Annotated in this window: 17 protein-coding genes; 6 read left to right on the top strand and 11 right to left on the bottom strand. The window is 57.1% G+C overall.

Translation table 11 applies throughout. The features are described from left to right. Positions 1 to 37 precede the first annotated feature (37 nt). The 4 genes from QMQ05_RS09855 to QMQ05_RS09840 are packed head-to-tail and all read left to right on the top strand — an operon-like array spanning position 38 to position 1,762. The gene (locus tag QMQ05_RS09855) at positions 38 to 607 is read left to right on the top strand and encodes a hypothetical protein (RefSeq protein ID WP_345469611.1); all 570 of its coding nucleotides are present in this window, start codon (positions 38 to 40) and stop codon (positions 605 to 607) included. Between the two features lie 6 nt (positions 608 to 613). Next, positions 614 to 1,102: a GNAT family N-acetyltransferase gene (locus tag QMQ05_RS09850; RefSeq protein WP_345469609.1), complete on the top strand. Its 489-nt coding sequence runs from the start codon at positions 614 to 616 to the stop codon at positions 1,100 to 1,102. A 13-nt stretch (positions 1,103 to 1,115) separates the two neighbouring features. Continuing rightward, the gene (locus QMQ05_RS09845) at positions 1,116 to 1,451 is read left to right on the top strand and encodes a hypothetical protein (protein ID WP_061955437.1); all 336 of its coding nucleotides are present in this window, start codon (positions 1,116 to 1,118) and stop codon (positions 1,449 to 1,451) included. Further along, positions 1,448 to 1,762: a hypothetical protein gene (locus tag QMQ05_RS09840; RefSeq protein WP_345469607.1), complete on the top strand. Its 315-nt coding sequence runs from the start codon at positions 1,448 to 1,450 to the stop codon at positions 1,760 to 1,762. Before QMQ05_RS09845 ends, QMQ05_RS09840 begins: the two co-directional genes overlap by 4 nt. Positions 1,763 to 1,840: 78 nt before the next feature. Here QMQ05_RS09840 and argG read toward each other — a convergent pair whose 3' ends face one another. Further along, the gene (argG, locus tag QMQ05_RS09835; RefSeq protein WP_058254610.1) at positions 1,841 to 3,268 is read right to left on the bottom strand and encodes an argininosuccinate synthase; all 1,428 of its coding nucleotides are present in this window, start codon (positions 3,266 to 3,268) and stop codon (positions 1,841 to 1,843) included. A gap of 132 nt (positions 3,269 to 3,400) precedes the next feature. On the opposite strand from argG, the gene QMQ05_RS09830 reads away from it, so the two are divergent. After that, entirely contained in the window at positions 3,401 to 4,375 is a 975-nt protein-coding gene (locus QMQ05_RS09830) for an aldo/keto reductase (protein WP_345474704.1), read from the top strand. Positions 4,376 to 4,453: 78 nt separating this feature from the next. Here the strand turns inward: QMQ05_RS09830 and QMQ05_RS09825 are convergent, their stop codons facing one another. From QMQ05_RS09825 to msrB, 9 genes are all read right to left on the bottom strand, one after another. Continuing rightward, positions 4,454 to 4,924, bottom strand: a complete 471-nt coding sequence (locus QMQ05_RS09825) for a ubiquinol-cytochrome c reductase iron-sulfur subunit (RefSeq protein ID WP_345469604.1) — start codon at positions 4,922 to 4,924, stop codon at positions 4,454 to 4,456. Between the two features lie 182 nt (positions 4,925 to 5,106). Then, complete coding sequence (locus tag QMQ05_RS09820) at positions 5,107 to 7,230, bottom strand: 3-hydroxyacyl-CoA dehydrogenase NAD-binding domain-containing protein (protein WP_345469602.1); 2,124 nt, start codon at positions 7,228 to 7,230, stop codon at positions 5,107 to 5,109. 12 nt (positions 7,231 to 7,242) lie between these two features. Further along, on the bottom strand, positions 7,243 to 8,520 hold the full coding sequence (locus QMQ05_RS09815) for a thiolase family protein (RefSeq protein WP_434063137.1): 1,278 nt from the start codon (positions 8,518 to 8,520) through the stop codon (positions 7,243 to 7,245). A 131-nt stretch (positions 8,521 to 8,651) separates the two neighbouring features. Further along, positions 8,652 to 9,902, bottom strand: coding sequence for an HRDC domain-containing protein (locus tag QMQ05_RS09810; RefSeq protein ID WP_345469599.1), 1,251 nt, complete (start codon positions 9,900 to 9,902; stop codon positions 8,652 to 8,654). 49 nt (positions 9,903 to 9,951) lie between these two features. Further along, entirely contained in the window at positions 9,952 to 10,590 is a 639-nt protein-coding gene (locus QMQ05_RS09805) for a DUF3000 domain-containing protein (RefSeq protein ID WP_345469597.1), read from the bottom strand. Positions 10,591 to 10,652: 62 nt separating this feature from the next. Next, positions 10,653 to 11,714 carry a threonine aldolase family protein gene (locus QMQ05_RS09800; RefSeq protein WP_345469595.1) on the bottom strand — a complete coding sequence of 354 codons (1,062 nt, stop codon included), beginning with the start codon at positions 11,712 to 11,714 and terminating at the stop codon, positions 10,653 to 10,655. A 71-nt stretch (positions 11,715 to 11,785) separates the two neighbouring features. Next, complete coding sequence (locus QMQ05_RS09795) at positions 11,786 to 12,490, bottom strand: SDR family NAD(P)-dependent oxidoreductase (protein WP_345469593.1); 705 nt, start codon at positions 12,488 to 12,490, stop codon at positions 11,786 to 11,788. 24 nt (positions 12,491 to 12,514) lie between these two features. Next, a complete protein-coding gene (locus tag QMQ05_RS09790; protein WP_345469591.1) occupies positions 12,515 to 13,900 on the bottom strand; it encodes a DUF6421 family protein in 1,386 nt (461 codons plus the stop codon). Between the two features lie 148 nt (positions 13,901 to 14,048). Then, positions 14,049 to 14,501, bottom strand: coding sequence for a peptide-methionine (R)-S-oxide reductase MsrB (gene msrB / locus QMQ05_RS09785; RefSeq protein WP_345469589.1), 453 nt, complete (start codon positions 14,499 to 14,501; stop codon positions 14,049 to 14,051). 61 nt (positions 14,502 to 14,562) lie between these two features. Between msrB and QMQ05_RS09780 the strand changes: the two genes are divergently transcribed. After that, positions 14,563 to 15,795 (top strand): alpha/beta hydrolase family protein, encoded by a 1,233-nt coding sequence (locus QMQ05_RS09780; protein WP_345469587.1) that lies wholly within the window; start codon positions 14,563 to 14,565, stop codon positions 15,793 to 15,795. A gap of 97 nt (positions 15,796 to 15,892) precedes the next feature. Here QMQ05_RS09780 and ybaK read toward each other — a convergent pair whose 3' ends face one another. Then, complete coding sequence (gene ybaK / locus QMQ05_RS09775) at positions 15,893 to 16,393, bottom strand: Cys-tRNA(Pro) deacylase (RefSeq protein WP_345469586.1); 501 nt, start codon at positions 16,391 to 16,393, stop codon at positions 15,893 to 15,895. Positions 16,394 to 16,407: the final 14 nt, after the last annotated feature.

The raw sequence follows: 16,407 nt of genomic DNA, 5'->3' as shown, positions 1-16,407 counted from the left end.
GCACCTCATTGTTCTACTGACCTGTAAAGGGAAACCAATGGCGATTATTCGCACTTACCGTTTGGACGAGAAAAACGTACTTCACTTCCGTGAGGCGTGGTTCCAGCAATTCGAAGATGAAGAAGTAGGCCAGTTCGTCATCAACCACGGCAGCGTGGGACACATGTCCACCACCAGCGACGTTCAGGACGTTAATAACGACCGTGCCGACGAGTTGTTCGCAGGATTCATGCAGGCATGCTCCGATGAGGGCTATGCCGAAATCCAGGACGAAGACCAGTCGTGGGTCATCGTGCAGTACTCGTTGAAGTCTGCGACGGGTACCGAACGCGATCGCTACTTGGAGAAGAAAGCCAAGGAAGCATTGACCGGTCACCTGGCTTGGCGCGGCTTGGGCACCGTGGAATCGAGTGACTTCGCACCGCGCAAGTTGAACATCCGCATCCTCACTCCTGCTCCAAAGCTTGCCGTCGCCGCAATCAAGACCTGCATCCGCGAAGCGAAGCTGGACTTCACCAAGATGAGCATTGGCACCGCCGATTACGCGACTCCTGGGAAGATCAAGAGTGTTCATCCCATGCCGCCCAAGCCAATGACCCTCGACTAAGTAGCAATGCGCGCCTTTGAGCCAGTGCCGATGAAGGCTTCAGACCATGAAGCCATACGCCTGCTCTCCAGATCGCTAGGACGATCCTCGGAACCATCGCGCTTCGGGGATTTAGAATGCCAGTTGGTGCTCAAGGACGAGAGCGGTCGTCTCATCGGGTGGGGCCGAGCGGCATGGTGGGATCCTAATGACGACTCGGCTCCAGCGGGGTACTACCTTTCAGGCGTCGAAATCGCCCGTGAATTCCAACAGCGCGGTTATGCATCACGGTTGACAGCTGCGCGACTGGCCTGGATCGCCCAGAGAGCGCAGCAGGCCTGGTGCGTTGTCAATGAGCGAAATAGCGAATCACTGCGCTTGCAGGCCTCCTTCGGTTTTAAGGAAATAACCCGGGCAGACCACTTCGGATCCGTTGGGTTCACTGGGGGCAGCGGTGTATTGCTCCGCAAGGATCTTACGGAAGCCGCCAGGAACCTAACGGCAGACTTGATATAGGAAATTAGGAGACATGATTCCTCAGGAAGATCGGGATGAAACTCCCGGCGCCCCTCGCAAATCGCCGCAAATGGGCGCCACGCGCACACCGCTTCATCTCGTATTCCAGGCCTTTATCGGTGCCATCATCGGCATCGGGATTGCGTCATTATTCTCAGATGTTGCACCGGCGCAGCTGGCCTTGGCCGGTGTGCTGGTAGCCGTGGCGGCTTGGATCGTCGAGCATGGATTCAACTTGCCACCGGTTAATTCCAAGCCAGGTGCGCGGGTCCGTCTGATCCTGCGCATGGTTTCACTGGTCGGTTTCACCCTCGCTATCAGCCCGCTGCTGGCACTGCTGGAAGCATGAGCCAGGCGGAACAACCCCAGTCCGCCAAACGCGAGCGCATGAAGCGGAGCTTATGGGTGCTTGCTCAAGCTGTGGCCGGAATTGCCATCGGATTGGCCATGGCCAAATCGATGGCGCTGCCGGAGGAACAAGTCGCGCTGATCGGAACCCTGATCACCTTGGTGACATGGCTGGGTGATGAAGTATTCAAGCTTCCGGCGAAGGACACCAAGGCCGGAGCCTTCATCCACGGTTCGCTTCGGCTGCTGGCCTTGATTGGATTCATCATGGCATTGCAGTCCCTTGCCGCTTTGAACGGATTCTCCCGCTGAGAACTGGGTTCATAAGCAAAATGACCGGCGCTACTTCCTGAGAAGTAGCGCCGGTCATTGCTTATCTAGCGGCAGACCTTAGTCGGTGCCAGCGTCGAAGGCAGCCGATTCAATGGCGCGATCGGTAGCAAGATCATCGCTATCCACAGCGGTGGCGTTGACGATGTCGTCTGCTCCACCGGCTTCTAGCGAGCCAACGAGCTTTGCGGTGGTGCCACCGACCAGACCCATGTTGGCGTACTGCTCTAGACGACCACGGGAGTCGGCAATATCCAGGTTACGCATGGTCAGCTGGCCGATACGGTCAACCGGACCGAATGCTGCGTCGCCTACGCGCTCCATCGACAGCTTGTCTGGGTGGTAGCTGAGGTTCTCGCCCTCGGTGTTCACGATCGTGTAGTCGTCGCCGCGGCGCAAGCGAATGGTGACGGTACCGGTGATGGCCGAGCCAACCCAACGCTGCAGTGATTCGCGCAGCATCAAAGCCTGTGGATCCAACCAGCGGCCTTCGTACATCAGGCGACCCAGGCGGCGTCCTTCGTTGTGGTAGCTTGCCACGGTGTCTTCGTTGTGAATGGCGTTGACCAAACGTTCGTAGGCAATGTACAGCAGCGCCATGGCAGGTGCTTCGTAGATGCCACGCGACTTGGCCTCAATGATACGGTTCTCGATCTGGTCGCTCATGCCCAGACCGTGACGTCCACCAATGATGTTGGCTTCGTTGACCAGAGCCACCGGATCGGTGAACTCCTGACCATTGATGGCCACCGGGCGACCGGCGACGAAGGAAACCGAGACATCTTCAGTCTTGATCTCAACGCTTTCGTCCCAGTACTTCACACCCATGATTGGCTCAACGGATTCAATCGAGCTGTTGAGCAGCTCCAGGGTCTTAGCCTCGTGGGTTGCACCCCAGATGTTGGCGTCGGTCGAGTAGGCCTTTTCAGCCGAGTCACGGTAAGGGAAACCGTGCTCCTGTAGCCACTCGGACATTTCCTGGCGGCCGCCAAGCTCAGCTACGAAGTTAGGGTCAAGCCATGGCTTGTAGATGCGCAGCTTAGGGTTGGCCATGAGGCCGTAGCGGTAAAAACGCTCAATGTCGTTGCCCTTGTAGGTCGAACCATCGCCCCAAACATCTACACCGTCTTCACGCATCGCGCGTACCAGCAGGGTGCCGGTAACCGCACGACCCAATGGGGTGGTGTTGAAGTAGGTCTTGCCGCCGGTGCGGATATGGAAAGCGCCGCAGGCTAGGGCTGCAAAGCCTTCTTCGACAAGTGCTGGCTTGCAATCAACCAGACGCGAGTTCTCGGCACCGTACTCCAGTGCGCGGCCAGGAACGGCATCAATATCTGGTTCGTCGTACTGGCCGAGGTCACCGGTGTAGGTGTATGGAATGGCGCCCTTGTCGCGCATCCAAGCTACTGCCACCGAAGTGTCGAGGCCACCGGAGAACGCGATTCCGACGCGCTCACCTACAGGAAGATTGGTAAGAACTTTAGACATGTTTCCATCCTAATGGATAAATATGCAATGCAGTGAATTGTGTCTTGAACTCTTCGGTCATGGCACCTACCCGATAGCCTATGGGTATAAGGTCGCGCAGAAAAGCGGCGAAGGAAAAACAGTGAGGTGTACATGGAATTCCGTCAACTAGGCCACAGTGGATTGAGCGTTTCCGTCGTCGGGTTAGGCTGTAACAATCTGGGACGAACCGGTACCGCAACTGAATCTCAGGAAGGCACTGATGCTGTTGTTCATGCAGCCTTAGATGCCGGTATCACTTTCTTCGACGTCGCAGACAACTATGGCAAGACTGCTGGCCTTTCGGAACAGCGCTTGGGCAAAGCCCTAGGAAAAAATCGCGAAGATATTGTCTTGGCTACCAAATTTGGTATGGACGTCAGTGGCGCTAACGGGCCCGACTTCAACGCGCGGGGATCACGTCGTTACATCATGAAAGCCGTTGAGGCTTCTTTGAGCCGTCTGGGCACCGATCACATTGATCTGTATCAGTTCCACACCCCTGACGTGAACACTCCCATCGATGAGACTCTTCGCGCCCTAGATGATTTGGTAACTAGTGGCAAGGTCCGTTATATCGGTCATTCGAACCGTGCAGGATGGCAAATCGCCCAGGCCGAGTACGTGGCCCGCGAACTCGGAACCGAGCGATTCATCTCGGCACAGAATCACTACAACCTCATCGACCGCCGAGCCGAACTCGAAGTACTGCCGGCCGCGCGAGAATTCGGACTCGGTGTACTTCCGTACTTCCCACTGGCTAATGGTTTGCTGACCGGAAAATATTCCAAGGGTTACGCGCCAGAGGGAAGCCGACTGACTCATGCTCGTCAGCAGCTCGTGGAAACAACCGACTTCGATCAGCTGGATCGTTTCGCTCAGTTCGCCGCTGATCGCGACTTGGCACCTATCGAGTTGGCCTTCTCCTGGCTTGCAGCTCAGGATCCGGTAGCCTCCGTGATCGCTGGCGCCACGCGACCTGAGCAGATTCAGATGAATGCCAAGGCGGTACGTTGGATTCCAACTGACGCCGAGCGCGCTGAACTGGACGAGATTTTCCCGGCCCCGCAAAAAGTAGCGCTCTTCTAAGTTGATGAACTGACAGAACTCGAGGCTGCAACCCACATGGGTTGCAGCCTCGAGTTCTGTCATGAAGTTTTTGACTGATTATGATTCGGTAATAAAGACCACGACCTGGTCATCCTTGATCTCAGTGGCATAGCGTCCCAGGGGAGCGATTGCCGGACCATCAGTCACAGTTCCGTCCGACGGTTGAAAGCGTGAGCCGTGGCAGGCACAGAAGAAATCCTCTTTAGTGGACTTGGTCGTGACAACGCAGCCCTGATGCGTGCAGACACTGGAATAAGCAAGAACAGTTTTTTCATCCGGGCGGAAGAGCAACACAGGAATTTCGGCACCGCTTGAATGCTTTGCCTGCACGGTAGCTCGCGCACCGACCTCTATCTCCGAAAGAGCTATCACTGCCTGACCCTCACCGGTGGGGGATGGGACCGGCGAAGCTTCAGGGGCCTGTGCTTCTGAATGCCCGTCGCCACAGGCGGTTAACAAAGCTACGGATCCAAGGGCAGCGGAAGCGCACATGACGGTGCGGCGTGCTGGTTGAGCGAAGTCAGTCATGGGTTTATTGTGACAGATCAGCCTGTGCCGGTGCTAAGAGTTGAGCCTAAATACATGACCGGCAGTTCAGCGCCGTGCTCAAGTACTGGCCTGGGATTTGCCCGCAGCCAAAGGCCAAACCACCCGGAACAGACTTTGGGCTCCATTCCGTGTGGAATGGAGCCCAAAGGAGATGACGGAATTTAGTTATTAAACTTCTTACCGTTCACACGCTCGGACGCGCCAACCTGATCCAGGTATGGGGTGATTCCACCGAGATGCATTGGCCAACCAGCACCAGTGATCATGCACAGGTCAACATCCGCTGCCTCAGCGACAACACCTTCATCAAGAAGCAAACCAATTTCCTGAGCGAGCGCATCTTGCACGCGAAGAAGAATTTCTTCCTTGGTGGAAGGGTTAGAGCCCTGGACGAGCAACTCTTCGGCCTGAGGATTCAGGACCGGTTCGCCTTGCTCGTTTTTCACCCACAAGGTAGTAATCTTTGCGTCGATCAGCTTCTGCAGGTTTTCGGAAACTTCGAAACGATCACCAAAGGCAGCGTTCAAAGACTCATTGACGTGTTGCGCCACAGGCAGGCCGACCATGGCCAGCAAGGTAAACGGACTCATCGGCAAACCCATTGGCTTCAACGCCGTATCCGCCGTTACTGCATCGGTACCCTCGTCAAACGCTGCCTGAACTTCACTCATCAGCCGTAGCAGAACTCGGTTGACGACAAACGCCGCAGCGTCCTGGGTCTTGACGGTGGTCTTCTTCAGTTTCTTGCCCAGCACAAAAGCTGTGGACAGCGAAGACTCGTTAGTCCATTCCGTGGCTGCGATTTCCAATAGTGGCATGACAGCGACAGGGTTGAAGAAGTGGAAGCCAACCAGGCGTTCTGGGTGCTTGAGATCCCGACCCATCTCGGTCACCGACAGCGATGAAGTGTTGGTGGCCAGGATGCACTCAGGGGAGACCACGGCCTCTACCTCGGCGAACACTTGCTTCTTGACGTTGAGCTCTTCGAAAACGGCCTCGATAACAAAGTCTGCCTCGGCAAACGCATCCTTGGTCACCGATCCGGTCACCAGTGCCTTAGCACGGTTCACCGCATCCTGGCTCAAGCGACCCTTGCTGTGCAGTTTGTCGATTTCACCATGAATGTAGGCCAAACCCTTATCCACGCGCGACTGGTCCAGATCGGTGATGACCACTGGGACGTTGAGGCGGCGGACAAAGAGGAGTGCCAACTGGCTGGCCATCAGTCCGGCACCGACAACGCCTACCTTTGAGACCGGACGGGCCAGCTTTGCATCTGGTGCTCCAGCTGGACGCCGTCCACGCTTCTGGACTAGGTCCAAGAACGCGTACACGGTGTTCTGGAATTGGGTGGTCCGGATCAGACTGGTCAGTGCTTCTACTTCCAGCTCAGCTGATTCTGGCTGGGAGAGAGTCATCCCCTTGCGGAATACTTCCAAGACCTTGTAGGGAGCAGGTGCGGCACCAGAGAGCTTTGCATCAACAAACTTCTCGGCCTGATCTGCTGCCTCCAGCCAGCGTCGTGCCACCTCAGGGTCGCTAGGATCCACTTCGTTAGGACGCTGAACCTGTGTCTGTCCGGACAGAACGTCAGCAACAAACTTGGTGGAGTGTTCGATGAAGTCTGCTGGTTCGAAGATCGCGTCGGCAACGCCCATCTTAAAGGCGGCCGGTCCGGAGAGGGTGCGGTTGTTGTTCAGCGGATTTTCGATCATCACCTTCAACGCGTTTTCCGGACCCACCAGTCGTGGCAGTCGGTAGACGCCGGCCCAGCCGGGAATGAGACCAAGGAAGGCTTCGGGAAGTCCCAGCGCACCTGCAGCGGTACTGACCGTGCGGTAATTGCATGCCAAGGCAATTTCTAGGCCGCCGCCGAGGGCTAGCCCATTGATGAAGGCGAAGGTAGGCACACCGAGATCTGAGAGCAGTTCGTAGGTGTAGTGACCCAGGGATGCCATCGCGGTGGCCTGTTCTGGGGCGTTGAGGCGAGTCACTGCGGAAAGATCAGCACCGGCGATCAGGAAGTATGGTTTGCCGGTGATGGCCAATGCGTGGATTTCGCCTGCTTCAGCGCGGGCTGCTTGCCCTTCGAGGGTGGCTCGCAGTTCCAGCAAGCTGTTGGGGCCCAGGGTGGTGGGCTTCTTGTGGTCTAGTCCGTTGTCTAGGGTTAGCAGGGCTAGGGTCTTGCCACTTGGCAGAGCTACATCGCTGACGTAGGAGTGGGTGACGGTCTCATCATGCATCAATTCCGCGACCGTCGCGAAGTTATTGGTGGTTGCAGTCATGGTCTTTAGTCCTTACGCCTTGCTGCCAAAATCTGGATGATTAGGGTTTTCCCAAATGACGGTGCCGCCCATGCCCAAGCCGATGCACATGGTGGTGATTCCATAACGCACGCTGTGGTCTTCGGAGAACTGGCGGGCTAGCTGGGTCATGAGTCGAACACCTGAGGAGGCCAGTGGGTGCCCCACGGCAATGGCGCCACCGTAACGGTTGACTCGCTCATCGTCCTGGTCGATGCCGTAGAAATCGAGGAAGGAGAGTACCTGAACGGCGAAGGCCTCGTTGATTTCGAAGAGGCCGATGTCATTAATGCTCAGCCCTGCCTTAGCCAAAGCCTTCTCGGTGGCCGGAACCGGGCCATAGCCCATGACATCTGGTTCTACGCCGGCAAAGGCGAAGGAAACCATGCGCATTTTCGGTTCTAGTCCCAGCTCACGAACTGCCTGACCGCTCGCCAGTAGTGCAGCGGTAGCGCCGTCGTTGAGGCCGGCGGCGTTGCCGGCGCTGACGCGTCCATGGGCACGGAATGGTGTGCGCAGTTCGGCCAGCGATTCCATGGTGGTGCCGGGGCGAGGTGGCTCGTCCTGGGTGTTCACGGCCCAGCCTTCACCGGGACGCTTGGCAGCCACGGGAATCAGATCTGGCTGGATCTGTTGGTTTTCATAGGCCTTGGCAAGTTTGGACTGTGAGGCAACTGCATATCGGTCTGTCCGTTCCTTGGTGATCGCAGGGAAACGATCATGCAGGTTCTCGGCGGTATTGCCCATGTTCAGTGCCTGTGGGTCCACGATCTTCTCCGAGAGGAAACGTGGGTTAGGGTCGGCGCCAGCCCCCATAGGGTGGTTGCCCATATGCTCAACGCCACCGGCAACGACGACGTCGTAGGCGCCAAAAGCAATGCCACCGGCGGTAGCGGTGACTGCAGTCATCGCGCCGGCGCACATGCGGTCAATGGCAAAGCCGGGAACCGACTTGGGAATGCCGGAGAGCAGTCCTACGGTGCGGCCCAAGGTCAGCCCTTGGTCGCCGGACTGAGTGGTGGCTGCAATGGAGATTTCGTCGATCTTCTCGGCGGGAACTTCCGGGTTGCGTTCGAGTAACCCGCGCACGGCCTTGACGGCTAGGTCATCTGCACGGGTTCCATGGTAGATACCCTTTTCGCCAGCTTTGCCGAAGGGGGTACGGACTCCATCGATAAACACGACATCGCGATTTTCGAGCGAAGGGTGCGCGGTATTGGGTACGGTCGAAGCGTTGGCACTCACCGTCGGGCTCCTTGAGGGTTGGTTCATGCTGCCCATCGATGGGCAGTGGCCAGCATCACTGTGACCTAAACCATAGGTTACTCAGGAGTAACTTGAAGTGCAAGTGCAACACATCACAGGCGAAAATTGCCCGGGCTCCAAGGCGCTGTTAGAAGACCTTAAATGGCCGTAAATGCCTGCGCAAACGGTGCCGCCAATAGCTCTTGCTGCCACTGACGAGCCCCCAGAGAGGCAAGTTTTTTAGCTACGGCTTCGGTACTGAGTGAAGCCGGCGGATTCCAGCACAACTCACGCAGGTATTTTGGTGTCAAAAGATTCTCGGCAGGAATATTCCAATGCTCACTGACTGCACTGAGCACTTCCTTAGCCGCCTCGTGACGGGTTGCGGCTGCAGGTTTTTTCTCCGCCCACGAGCGTGGGTGCGGTAACCCAGTCTTTGCCGAACGTACTTCGGGTAGGTCACGAGTGTTTCGGCCGCGTGAGATGGCATCCATCCAGCGGGGAGCATCGCGCTTTGCGTGACGGGTATGGAACCCCGGGATCTGCAGCAAGCTCGGAACGCTGGAGGCTTTCTGCTCAATGGCTGCGAGAATCGCGCGATCGGGTAAGAGTCGCCCAGGAGCGATATCTTGGGTGCGAGCCAGGGATTCGCGTGAGAGCCACAACTCGCGCGCGATCGCCAGATTGCGTCGAGACTTGAGCTTGTGGATTCCCGAAAGCTTACGCCACGGCTCTTCAGCTGGCTGGGGATCAGGTAAATTCCGCTCGTACTCAAACTCTTGAAGTGCGAACTCAAGCTTGCCCTGCTCTTGTAGGATCTTGGTAATTTCCTGGCGTAGCTCTTCGAGGACTTCAACATCCAACGCGGCGTAGTTCAACCAAGATTCTGGTAGCGGGCGGGTGGACCAGTCTACCGCCGAATGTTCCTTGGCCAATTGCAGGCCCAGTAATTCTGCCACCATGGTGCCCAGCGAAACTCTGGGGAAACCAGCGAGCCGGCCAGCTAATTCGGTATCAAAGAGTGCGGTGGGGGACATGCCTAGTTCATGGAGGCACGGCAAATCCTGGGTCGCGGCGTGCAGAATCCACGGCTGCTCATTCATAAAGTCGCGTAGCTCAGCCAGGTCATCTAAGACTTCAGGGTCGATCAGCCAGGTGCCGGCGCCTTCGCGGCGAATCTGTATCAGAAAGGCTCGTTGCCCATAGCGGAATCCACTGGCACGCTCGGTATCAACGGCCAGATCACCGGTTCCTGCGCGCAGTGCGCGCACAGCACGACGCAGGGCAACTTGGGTGTTGATGACCTCCGGGATGCCATCACGAGGATGGGTCAGTGGGGTCAGTACCGGTGGGTTAGGTTCAATCTCAGTGGTGGATGATTCGCTAGCGGGGGAGTCAGAATTCGGCATGATGCTTTCATTCTAGTTCCAACTGGCTTAGCTCACAGCGCTTGAGTCGCTAACTGAGGCGACGATGCGGCAGTTGCTGCACGCCTTCGGGCAATGGTGGCAACCCGGCGAAGGTGCATACCAAATCTGCCCAGGCACTCAAATGCGGGCCGAGGTGATCCGAATCGGGGGACCATGAGGCGCGAAGTTCAATATCGATATGGTCTTGTTCCCCGGCGAGGTTGCCGAAGGACTCTGAAATTACTCGGGTGGCGGTACCGCCAGCTGAGTGGTGGAAGGCTTCGCGTTCACGTAACGAGTCTTCAAGCCAGGACCAAGCCACCGTGGCCAGCATGGCATCTTGGCCCATCTCATGATCTAGCCGAGCACGGATATAGGTGACAATGCGGAACTGTCCGTTCCAAAGTTCCTGGCCGGCAGGATCGTAGAGCAGGATGAAACGCCCGGTTGCTAGCTGTTCTTGTGGTTGCAAGAAAGGGGTACGGCCGATCTCCTGCCCCTGTGGCCCGTGGTCGGGGGAGACAACGTCGATCACGTCGCCACTGAGCGCCAGAGCGAAAGGAGCTAAACGACCAGGGGCTGGAATTTCGGTGAACTTCAGCTCTTTGCGTACCTTGGCATGCGACAACTCATCAAGGGCCTTCGCGAAGGCACTGGGGATGGCGGAAGCGGGACGTTCATTGGTCACAATTTGAGTCTAGACGTGCCGTACCTAAGGTGCGGTACGGCACGCCGGACTCGGTTCTCAAGCTACGCGCTACGATGCGCTGCCATCAGCTCGCGCAGCTTGGCGATGAACGCGGCCACATCCTCTTCGGTGGTGTCGAAGGAGCACATCCAACGCACTTCACCTGCGGCACGATCCCAGTCGTAGAAGCGGAAGTGCTTGCGCAACTCATCGCTCACCTCGGTCGGAAGCTGCGCGAAGACTCCATTGGCCTGCGTTGGATACACCAGCTGTACCCCGTCGATCTGCTCCACTGCTGCAGCCAGCTTGGCGGCCATCGAGTTGGCATGACCAGCTAGCTCACGCCACAGCTCGGTACCATAAAGTTCGATCAGCTGTGCCGAGATGAAACGCATTTTGCTGCCCAGCTGCATATTCATCTTGCGCAGGTACTTCATATCATCGGCAAGTTCTTTGCGCAGGGTCAAAATTCCTTCGCCGAGCAGGATGCCGTTCTTGGTTCCGCCCAAAGAAACGATGTCAATGCCAACATCCGTGGTTAATGCGCGTAACGGGACACCCAAGGCGGCCGCAGCGTTAGACAGGCGCGAGCCATCTAAGTGAACTTTCATCCCCAGCTGATGCGCGTGCTCGGTGATGGCTTTGATTTCCTCCGGGGTGTACAAGGTGCCCAATTCGGTGGCCTGAGTAATGGAGACTGCCAGAGGCTGGGCACGGTGTTCATCACCATAGCCCCATGCTTCCTGATCGATCAGCTCTGGGGTGAGCTTGCCATCGGGTGTTGGAACCTGGAGCAGCTTAAAACCACCTACACGTTCCGGGGCACCGTTCTCGTCGACATTGATGTGCGCTGTGGTGGCACAAATGACGGCGCCCCAACGAGGTAACAATGACTGCAAGGCGGTGACATTGGCTCCGGTGCCGTTGAACACCGGGAAGATCGTAGCTTCCGGGCCGAAGACCTCGTGCGCTACCTCGCCCAGGGCTTCGGTGTACTGGTCTTCGCCATAGGAAATTTGGTGCCCACCATTGGCCCTGGCGATCGCGTCGAGGATCCGCGGGTGCACCCCCGAGTAGTTATCAGAAGCGAATCCTCGCACGGTGGTGTCGTGAAGAGTGGTCATCGTGGTGTCGTCCTTAAAGTTAAGAGAAATACTTGCCGGAGGCAGGGTGAGCGTAGTGGAACCAGGCTGGTTCAGGCTTGCGGCAGGGCTACTCTTGTGCCGTTCAGCTTAACGGTTTGATCGGAAAGTAGCTCAAGGGCTGCCTGCGCGAGCCATTGCACCGGGGTGTGACCGGGTGTGGTCTCTTCTGGCGACTTCTCACTCAGTGCCTTTACTACCCAGCTGATTGCGGCCGCGTTGGAGGCGTTCTTGCTGAACAAGCGCGCGATCGCGTTCACCCAATGCTCCGCCGCAGCCTTGACGGCACCGTAGTTAGCGTTAGACGGTGTTGGATTTTGCACGGCTTCAGCGCTGACAATTGCCAATCGTCCCGCAGGTGAACTGATGAGGTCATCCACGAAGGCCCGAGTGGTGTTGCGCAGGGTGGTGAGCACACTGCGGTGCAAAAAATCCCAGTCCTCATCACTCTGGCCCACGATGGACTTGCCACCACGCCAGCCGCCCACGAGATGGATCAACCCGTCAATGGTTCCGTAGCTCTCGTGGATACGTTCAGCCAGTTGCTGGACTGCCGTGAAATCCGTGAGGTCGCATTCATAACGGGCTTCGACACCCCCGAGTCGTTCATCCAAGCGCGCCTGATTGCTTCCTATGGCAATGACTCGTACTCCGGCATCAGTCAGCGCCTGGGCACAGGCGACGCCGGAGGCCGAGGTAGCCCCGGCGATGAGCACTAATCGTGGTTTCTGGTTCAAGAAGAATCTTTCTTTGCTCACACTTCCTACCCTAAAGCAGAAACGCTAAATTTCGGTGGCGCCGGTCATACCCTTGGTGGACTCGATCACGCTGGACATCTTCTTGCTCAATGCCTCGTAGAACATCGACAGCGGGAACTCATCGTCCATCACCTGGTCGGTGATTTCCTTCAGGGGAGCGGTCAGTGGCAAAGCATCAGGACCCTTGGCCCACTGCGAGGCAGGGTTAGGGGTCACCGTTGCCGAAACCAACTCATAGGCGGCCAACCAGTGAGCTAGCTTCGGACGATCGATGGACTTCCAGTACAGTTCGTCGATTGCATCCCCCAAGGCTGCAACCACTTCTGGTACTTGATCCCAATCGATACTCAACTTGGTATCCGTCCAGTGCAGGACATGGTGCTGGTGCATCCAAGCGAACAGCAGCTGACCGCCCAAGCCGTCATAGTTGCGCACTCGCGAACCGGTAATGGAAAAGCGGAAAATACGATCGAAGATCACCGCGTACTGCACCAGCTTGGCCATCTTCGCGGTCTTCTCATCGGTCTTTGGATCACTAGCGATCTTCATAGACTCACGGAAGGCGGTCAGATCGCAACGCAACTCTTCAAGGGAATACAGGAAGAATGGCATGCGCTGCTTGATCATGAAGGGGTCAAAGGGAAGATCTCCACGCATGTGGGTGCGGTCGTGGATCAGATCCCACATGATGAAGGTTTCTTCGCTCAGGTGCTGATCTGCTAGCAGTTCGGCCGCATCAGCCGGTAGTTGCAGATTGGTGATCTCGGCAGCTGCCTGCAGGACCTTACGGAAGCGTACGGCTTCACGGTCTTGGAAAATGGCGCCCCAGGTAAAGGAGGGAGTTTCGCGAATAGCCACGGATTCGGGGAACAGCACCGCAGAGTTGGTGTCGTACCCATCGGTGAAGTCAACAAAGCGCAGCGGAACGAACAGGGAGTTGGTGTAATCCTTGCTTTCGAGATTCGCGATGAACTCGGGCCACATGACCTGCACCAGCACTGCTTCGAGGTGACGGTTCGTTGACCCGTTCTGGGTGTACATCGGGAAAAGTACCAAATGCATCAGTCCGTCGATGCGTTGGGTCTGTGGCTGGAACTGCAACAATGAGTCGAGAAAATCTGGTACCCCAAATCCAGCATCCGACCACTTTTGCAGGTCGCGCACGAGCTGCTCAAGGTATTCGGCATCGTGTTCAAAGTGGACCTGCAGGTCCCGAATCGAACCGATCACCGTGTCGATCAGCTCCGTGGCCTGCGCGGTGGTAGAGGCATCGGTCAGTGACCCATCTTTAGCTTGCAATCCCTGGAATTGTGCCACGGCTGCCTTCAGTGAGAGCCATGCTTCACTGTTGGCAATTTGCAGTACCTCTGCGTCACTGGCCGGGATTGGCTTTGCGGAAATCTGAGTCATGTCAGTACACCTTCTTTTCATGGTCGGTAGCGCTCATGTGCTTGACATGAACGCTACGCCCAAACAATAGAAAGTGTAATGCTTAGTCACCCATGAATAAGTAACTCTTGTTCTAAATGTGATGCCGACCGCGTTGCAGGCAAAGCCCTTATGCTCCGGCTTCTCCCGCGCCGCGCAAGGAAAGGCTCAGCGAGTTCATGCAGTAACGCAGATCCGTAGGCGTGCCAAAGCCCTCACCTTCAAAAACGTGCCCCATGTGGGAATCACAGTTTGCGCAACGAACTTCAACACGCTTCATGCCCAAAGTTTCGTCGGAAATATAACGAACTCGGTCCTCAGCCAGAGGCGCATAAAAAGATGGCCAACCGCAGCCAGCGTCGAACTTTGTCGTACTGGCAAATAACTCAGCACCGCAAGCACGACAGGAATAAACGCCCTCCGTGTTCGTATCCCAGTACTCACCGGTAAACGGACGTTCGGTTCCAGCCTGACGTAACACGTGGAATTCTTCGGGAGTGAGGATTTCTTGCCACTGCACTTCGGTTCTTGCGCTAGCATCCGGGGCCGAAGCGGTCTTCTCGTTCAATGATTCTTCGCTCATACCCATGGAACGTTCGGAGCCGACAGATGATTCCCACGCGACAACGTGGAAAGATAAAAGTATGGCTCGGAATATCGTAGATACCTTGCAACCACGTAAAACGATCCCCGCAACACTACTGGGCGTGGGACTCGGAGTTGGCGCTGGCTCGCTCATTGCCGCCAGCGTTTCGGCGCTCGCCGGATACTTCGCCCGGCGGGTTGTCACGCCCGAAGAGCGACGCATCGGCAATTCGATGATTCGCGAAGTTGTCACCGACGCCGAAGGCAAGCTCTGGTTGCACTTCGTCAAAGATTCCGACACCAACCAGCCTGGCCCCTGCATTTTCCTCACCGAGTTCGACGCCTGCGCCCTGCGCCTCTCGGCTCCGGCCGACGTTCCAGGAAAGCCCCGGCTCGTGGCACGCAAAATTGAACATGTGTACCGGGGGAGTCTGGAAGGGGTACGACGCGGATACCTCTCCGGGGCGATCTACGAGCATCCAGAAGACCTTGGATTCACCGCAGAAGACGTCGTTGTTCCCTTAGAAGGTGGGGATGGTCCGGCCTGGCTGGTCCGCGGCACCACCAATAAAGACGTATGGGTCATCGGAGTTCACGGTCGCGGAGCACGCCGCAACGAATCCATTCGTGCATTGCCAGCTCTTGGCTCTATGGGGGTCACCGCACTGCTGATGAGTTACCGCAATGACGGGCTCGCCCCGCATGCACCCGACGGCCGCTACGGACTGGGTGACACCGAATGGCTCGACGTGCAGGCCGGCATTAAGTTCGCACTGGATCACGGGGCACAGCAAATTATCCTGCTCGGCTGGTCCATGGGCGGTGCCATTAGCTTGCAGACCGCCGATCGAAGCGAACTGGCCGACCGGATCGATTCGCTGATGCTCGTTGGCCCAGTGATCAACTGGGTGGATGTTCTTTCACATCAGGCGCGTGCCAATAAGATTCCGCAATCGGTGGGCCGTTTTGCCCAGTGGCTGTTGTCCAACAAAGCCGGGCGCTGGGTCACCGGCCAAGCAGCCCCAGTCAACCTGCGCAGGCTCAACTGGGTTGACCGTGCCAGCGAACTGAAACACCCGACGCTGATCATGCACAGTCGCGATGACGAATTTGTGCCCAACGGACCCAGCCTGAAACTCGCGGCCCTACGCCCCGATTTGGTGACATTAAGGACCTTCACCAAAGCGGGACATACCCGCGAGCCCAATGTTGATCCGCAAGGCTTCTCGAATGCGATCACAAGCTTCTTGACCAAGCGCATCGCCGCCAACGAGCCATCTTCGCAACACTAATCCGCCACAACACTAATTCGCCCCAACACCCAACAGACCCTGCGTCGTAATGGTCAAAAACCTTTACGACACAGGGTCTGTTGTCTCTGCATGCGGGCTAACTAGTAATAGAAGCCCACACCGCGTTCGTGGCCTTAGCCGCATCCTGCGGAGCAATCTCCAAGCTGAAGCCACGTCGTCCGCCGGAGATAAACACCGTCTCAAATTGCTGGGCACTGCTATCAATGACGGTAGTGCTGCGCTGCCGTTGCCCAAACGGCGAGATGCCACCCAAAACGTATCCACTGCGACGTTGGGCGGCAGCCTTATCTGCCATCTGCGCTTTCTTCTTCCCCAACGCTGTACCGATAGCCTTCAGATCCAACATGGCCGCCACCGGGACGACCGCCACCGCAAGGTCCTCGGTGGCATTAGAGCCGGTGGACACCATCAGGGTCTTGAACACTCGATCCCCGCTCACGCCCAGCTGTTGCGCGGCCTCAGCGCCGTAACTTTCGGCCGAATCACTGTGCGTGTAGCTATGTGCCACATAGCTAATGCCCGCAGCATCCAAAGCCGCCGTGGCCGGAGTTGATGCTGCCTGCTTTTTCTTGCTCACTACTTCTTGTTCCC

Source organism: Glutamicibacter sp. B1, from assembly GCF_039602135.1.
Lineage (GTDB): Bacteria > Actinomycetota > Actinomycetes > Actinomycetales > Micrococcaceae > Glutamicibacter > Glutamicibacter ectropisis.
The sequence above is the reverse complement of the archived record's forward strand: the minus strand, read 5'-3'. Positions and strand labels throughout refer to the sequence as shown.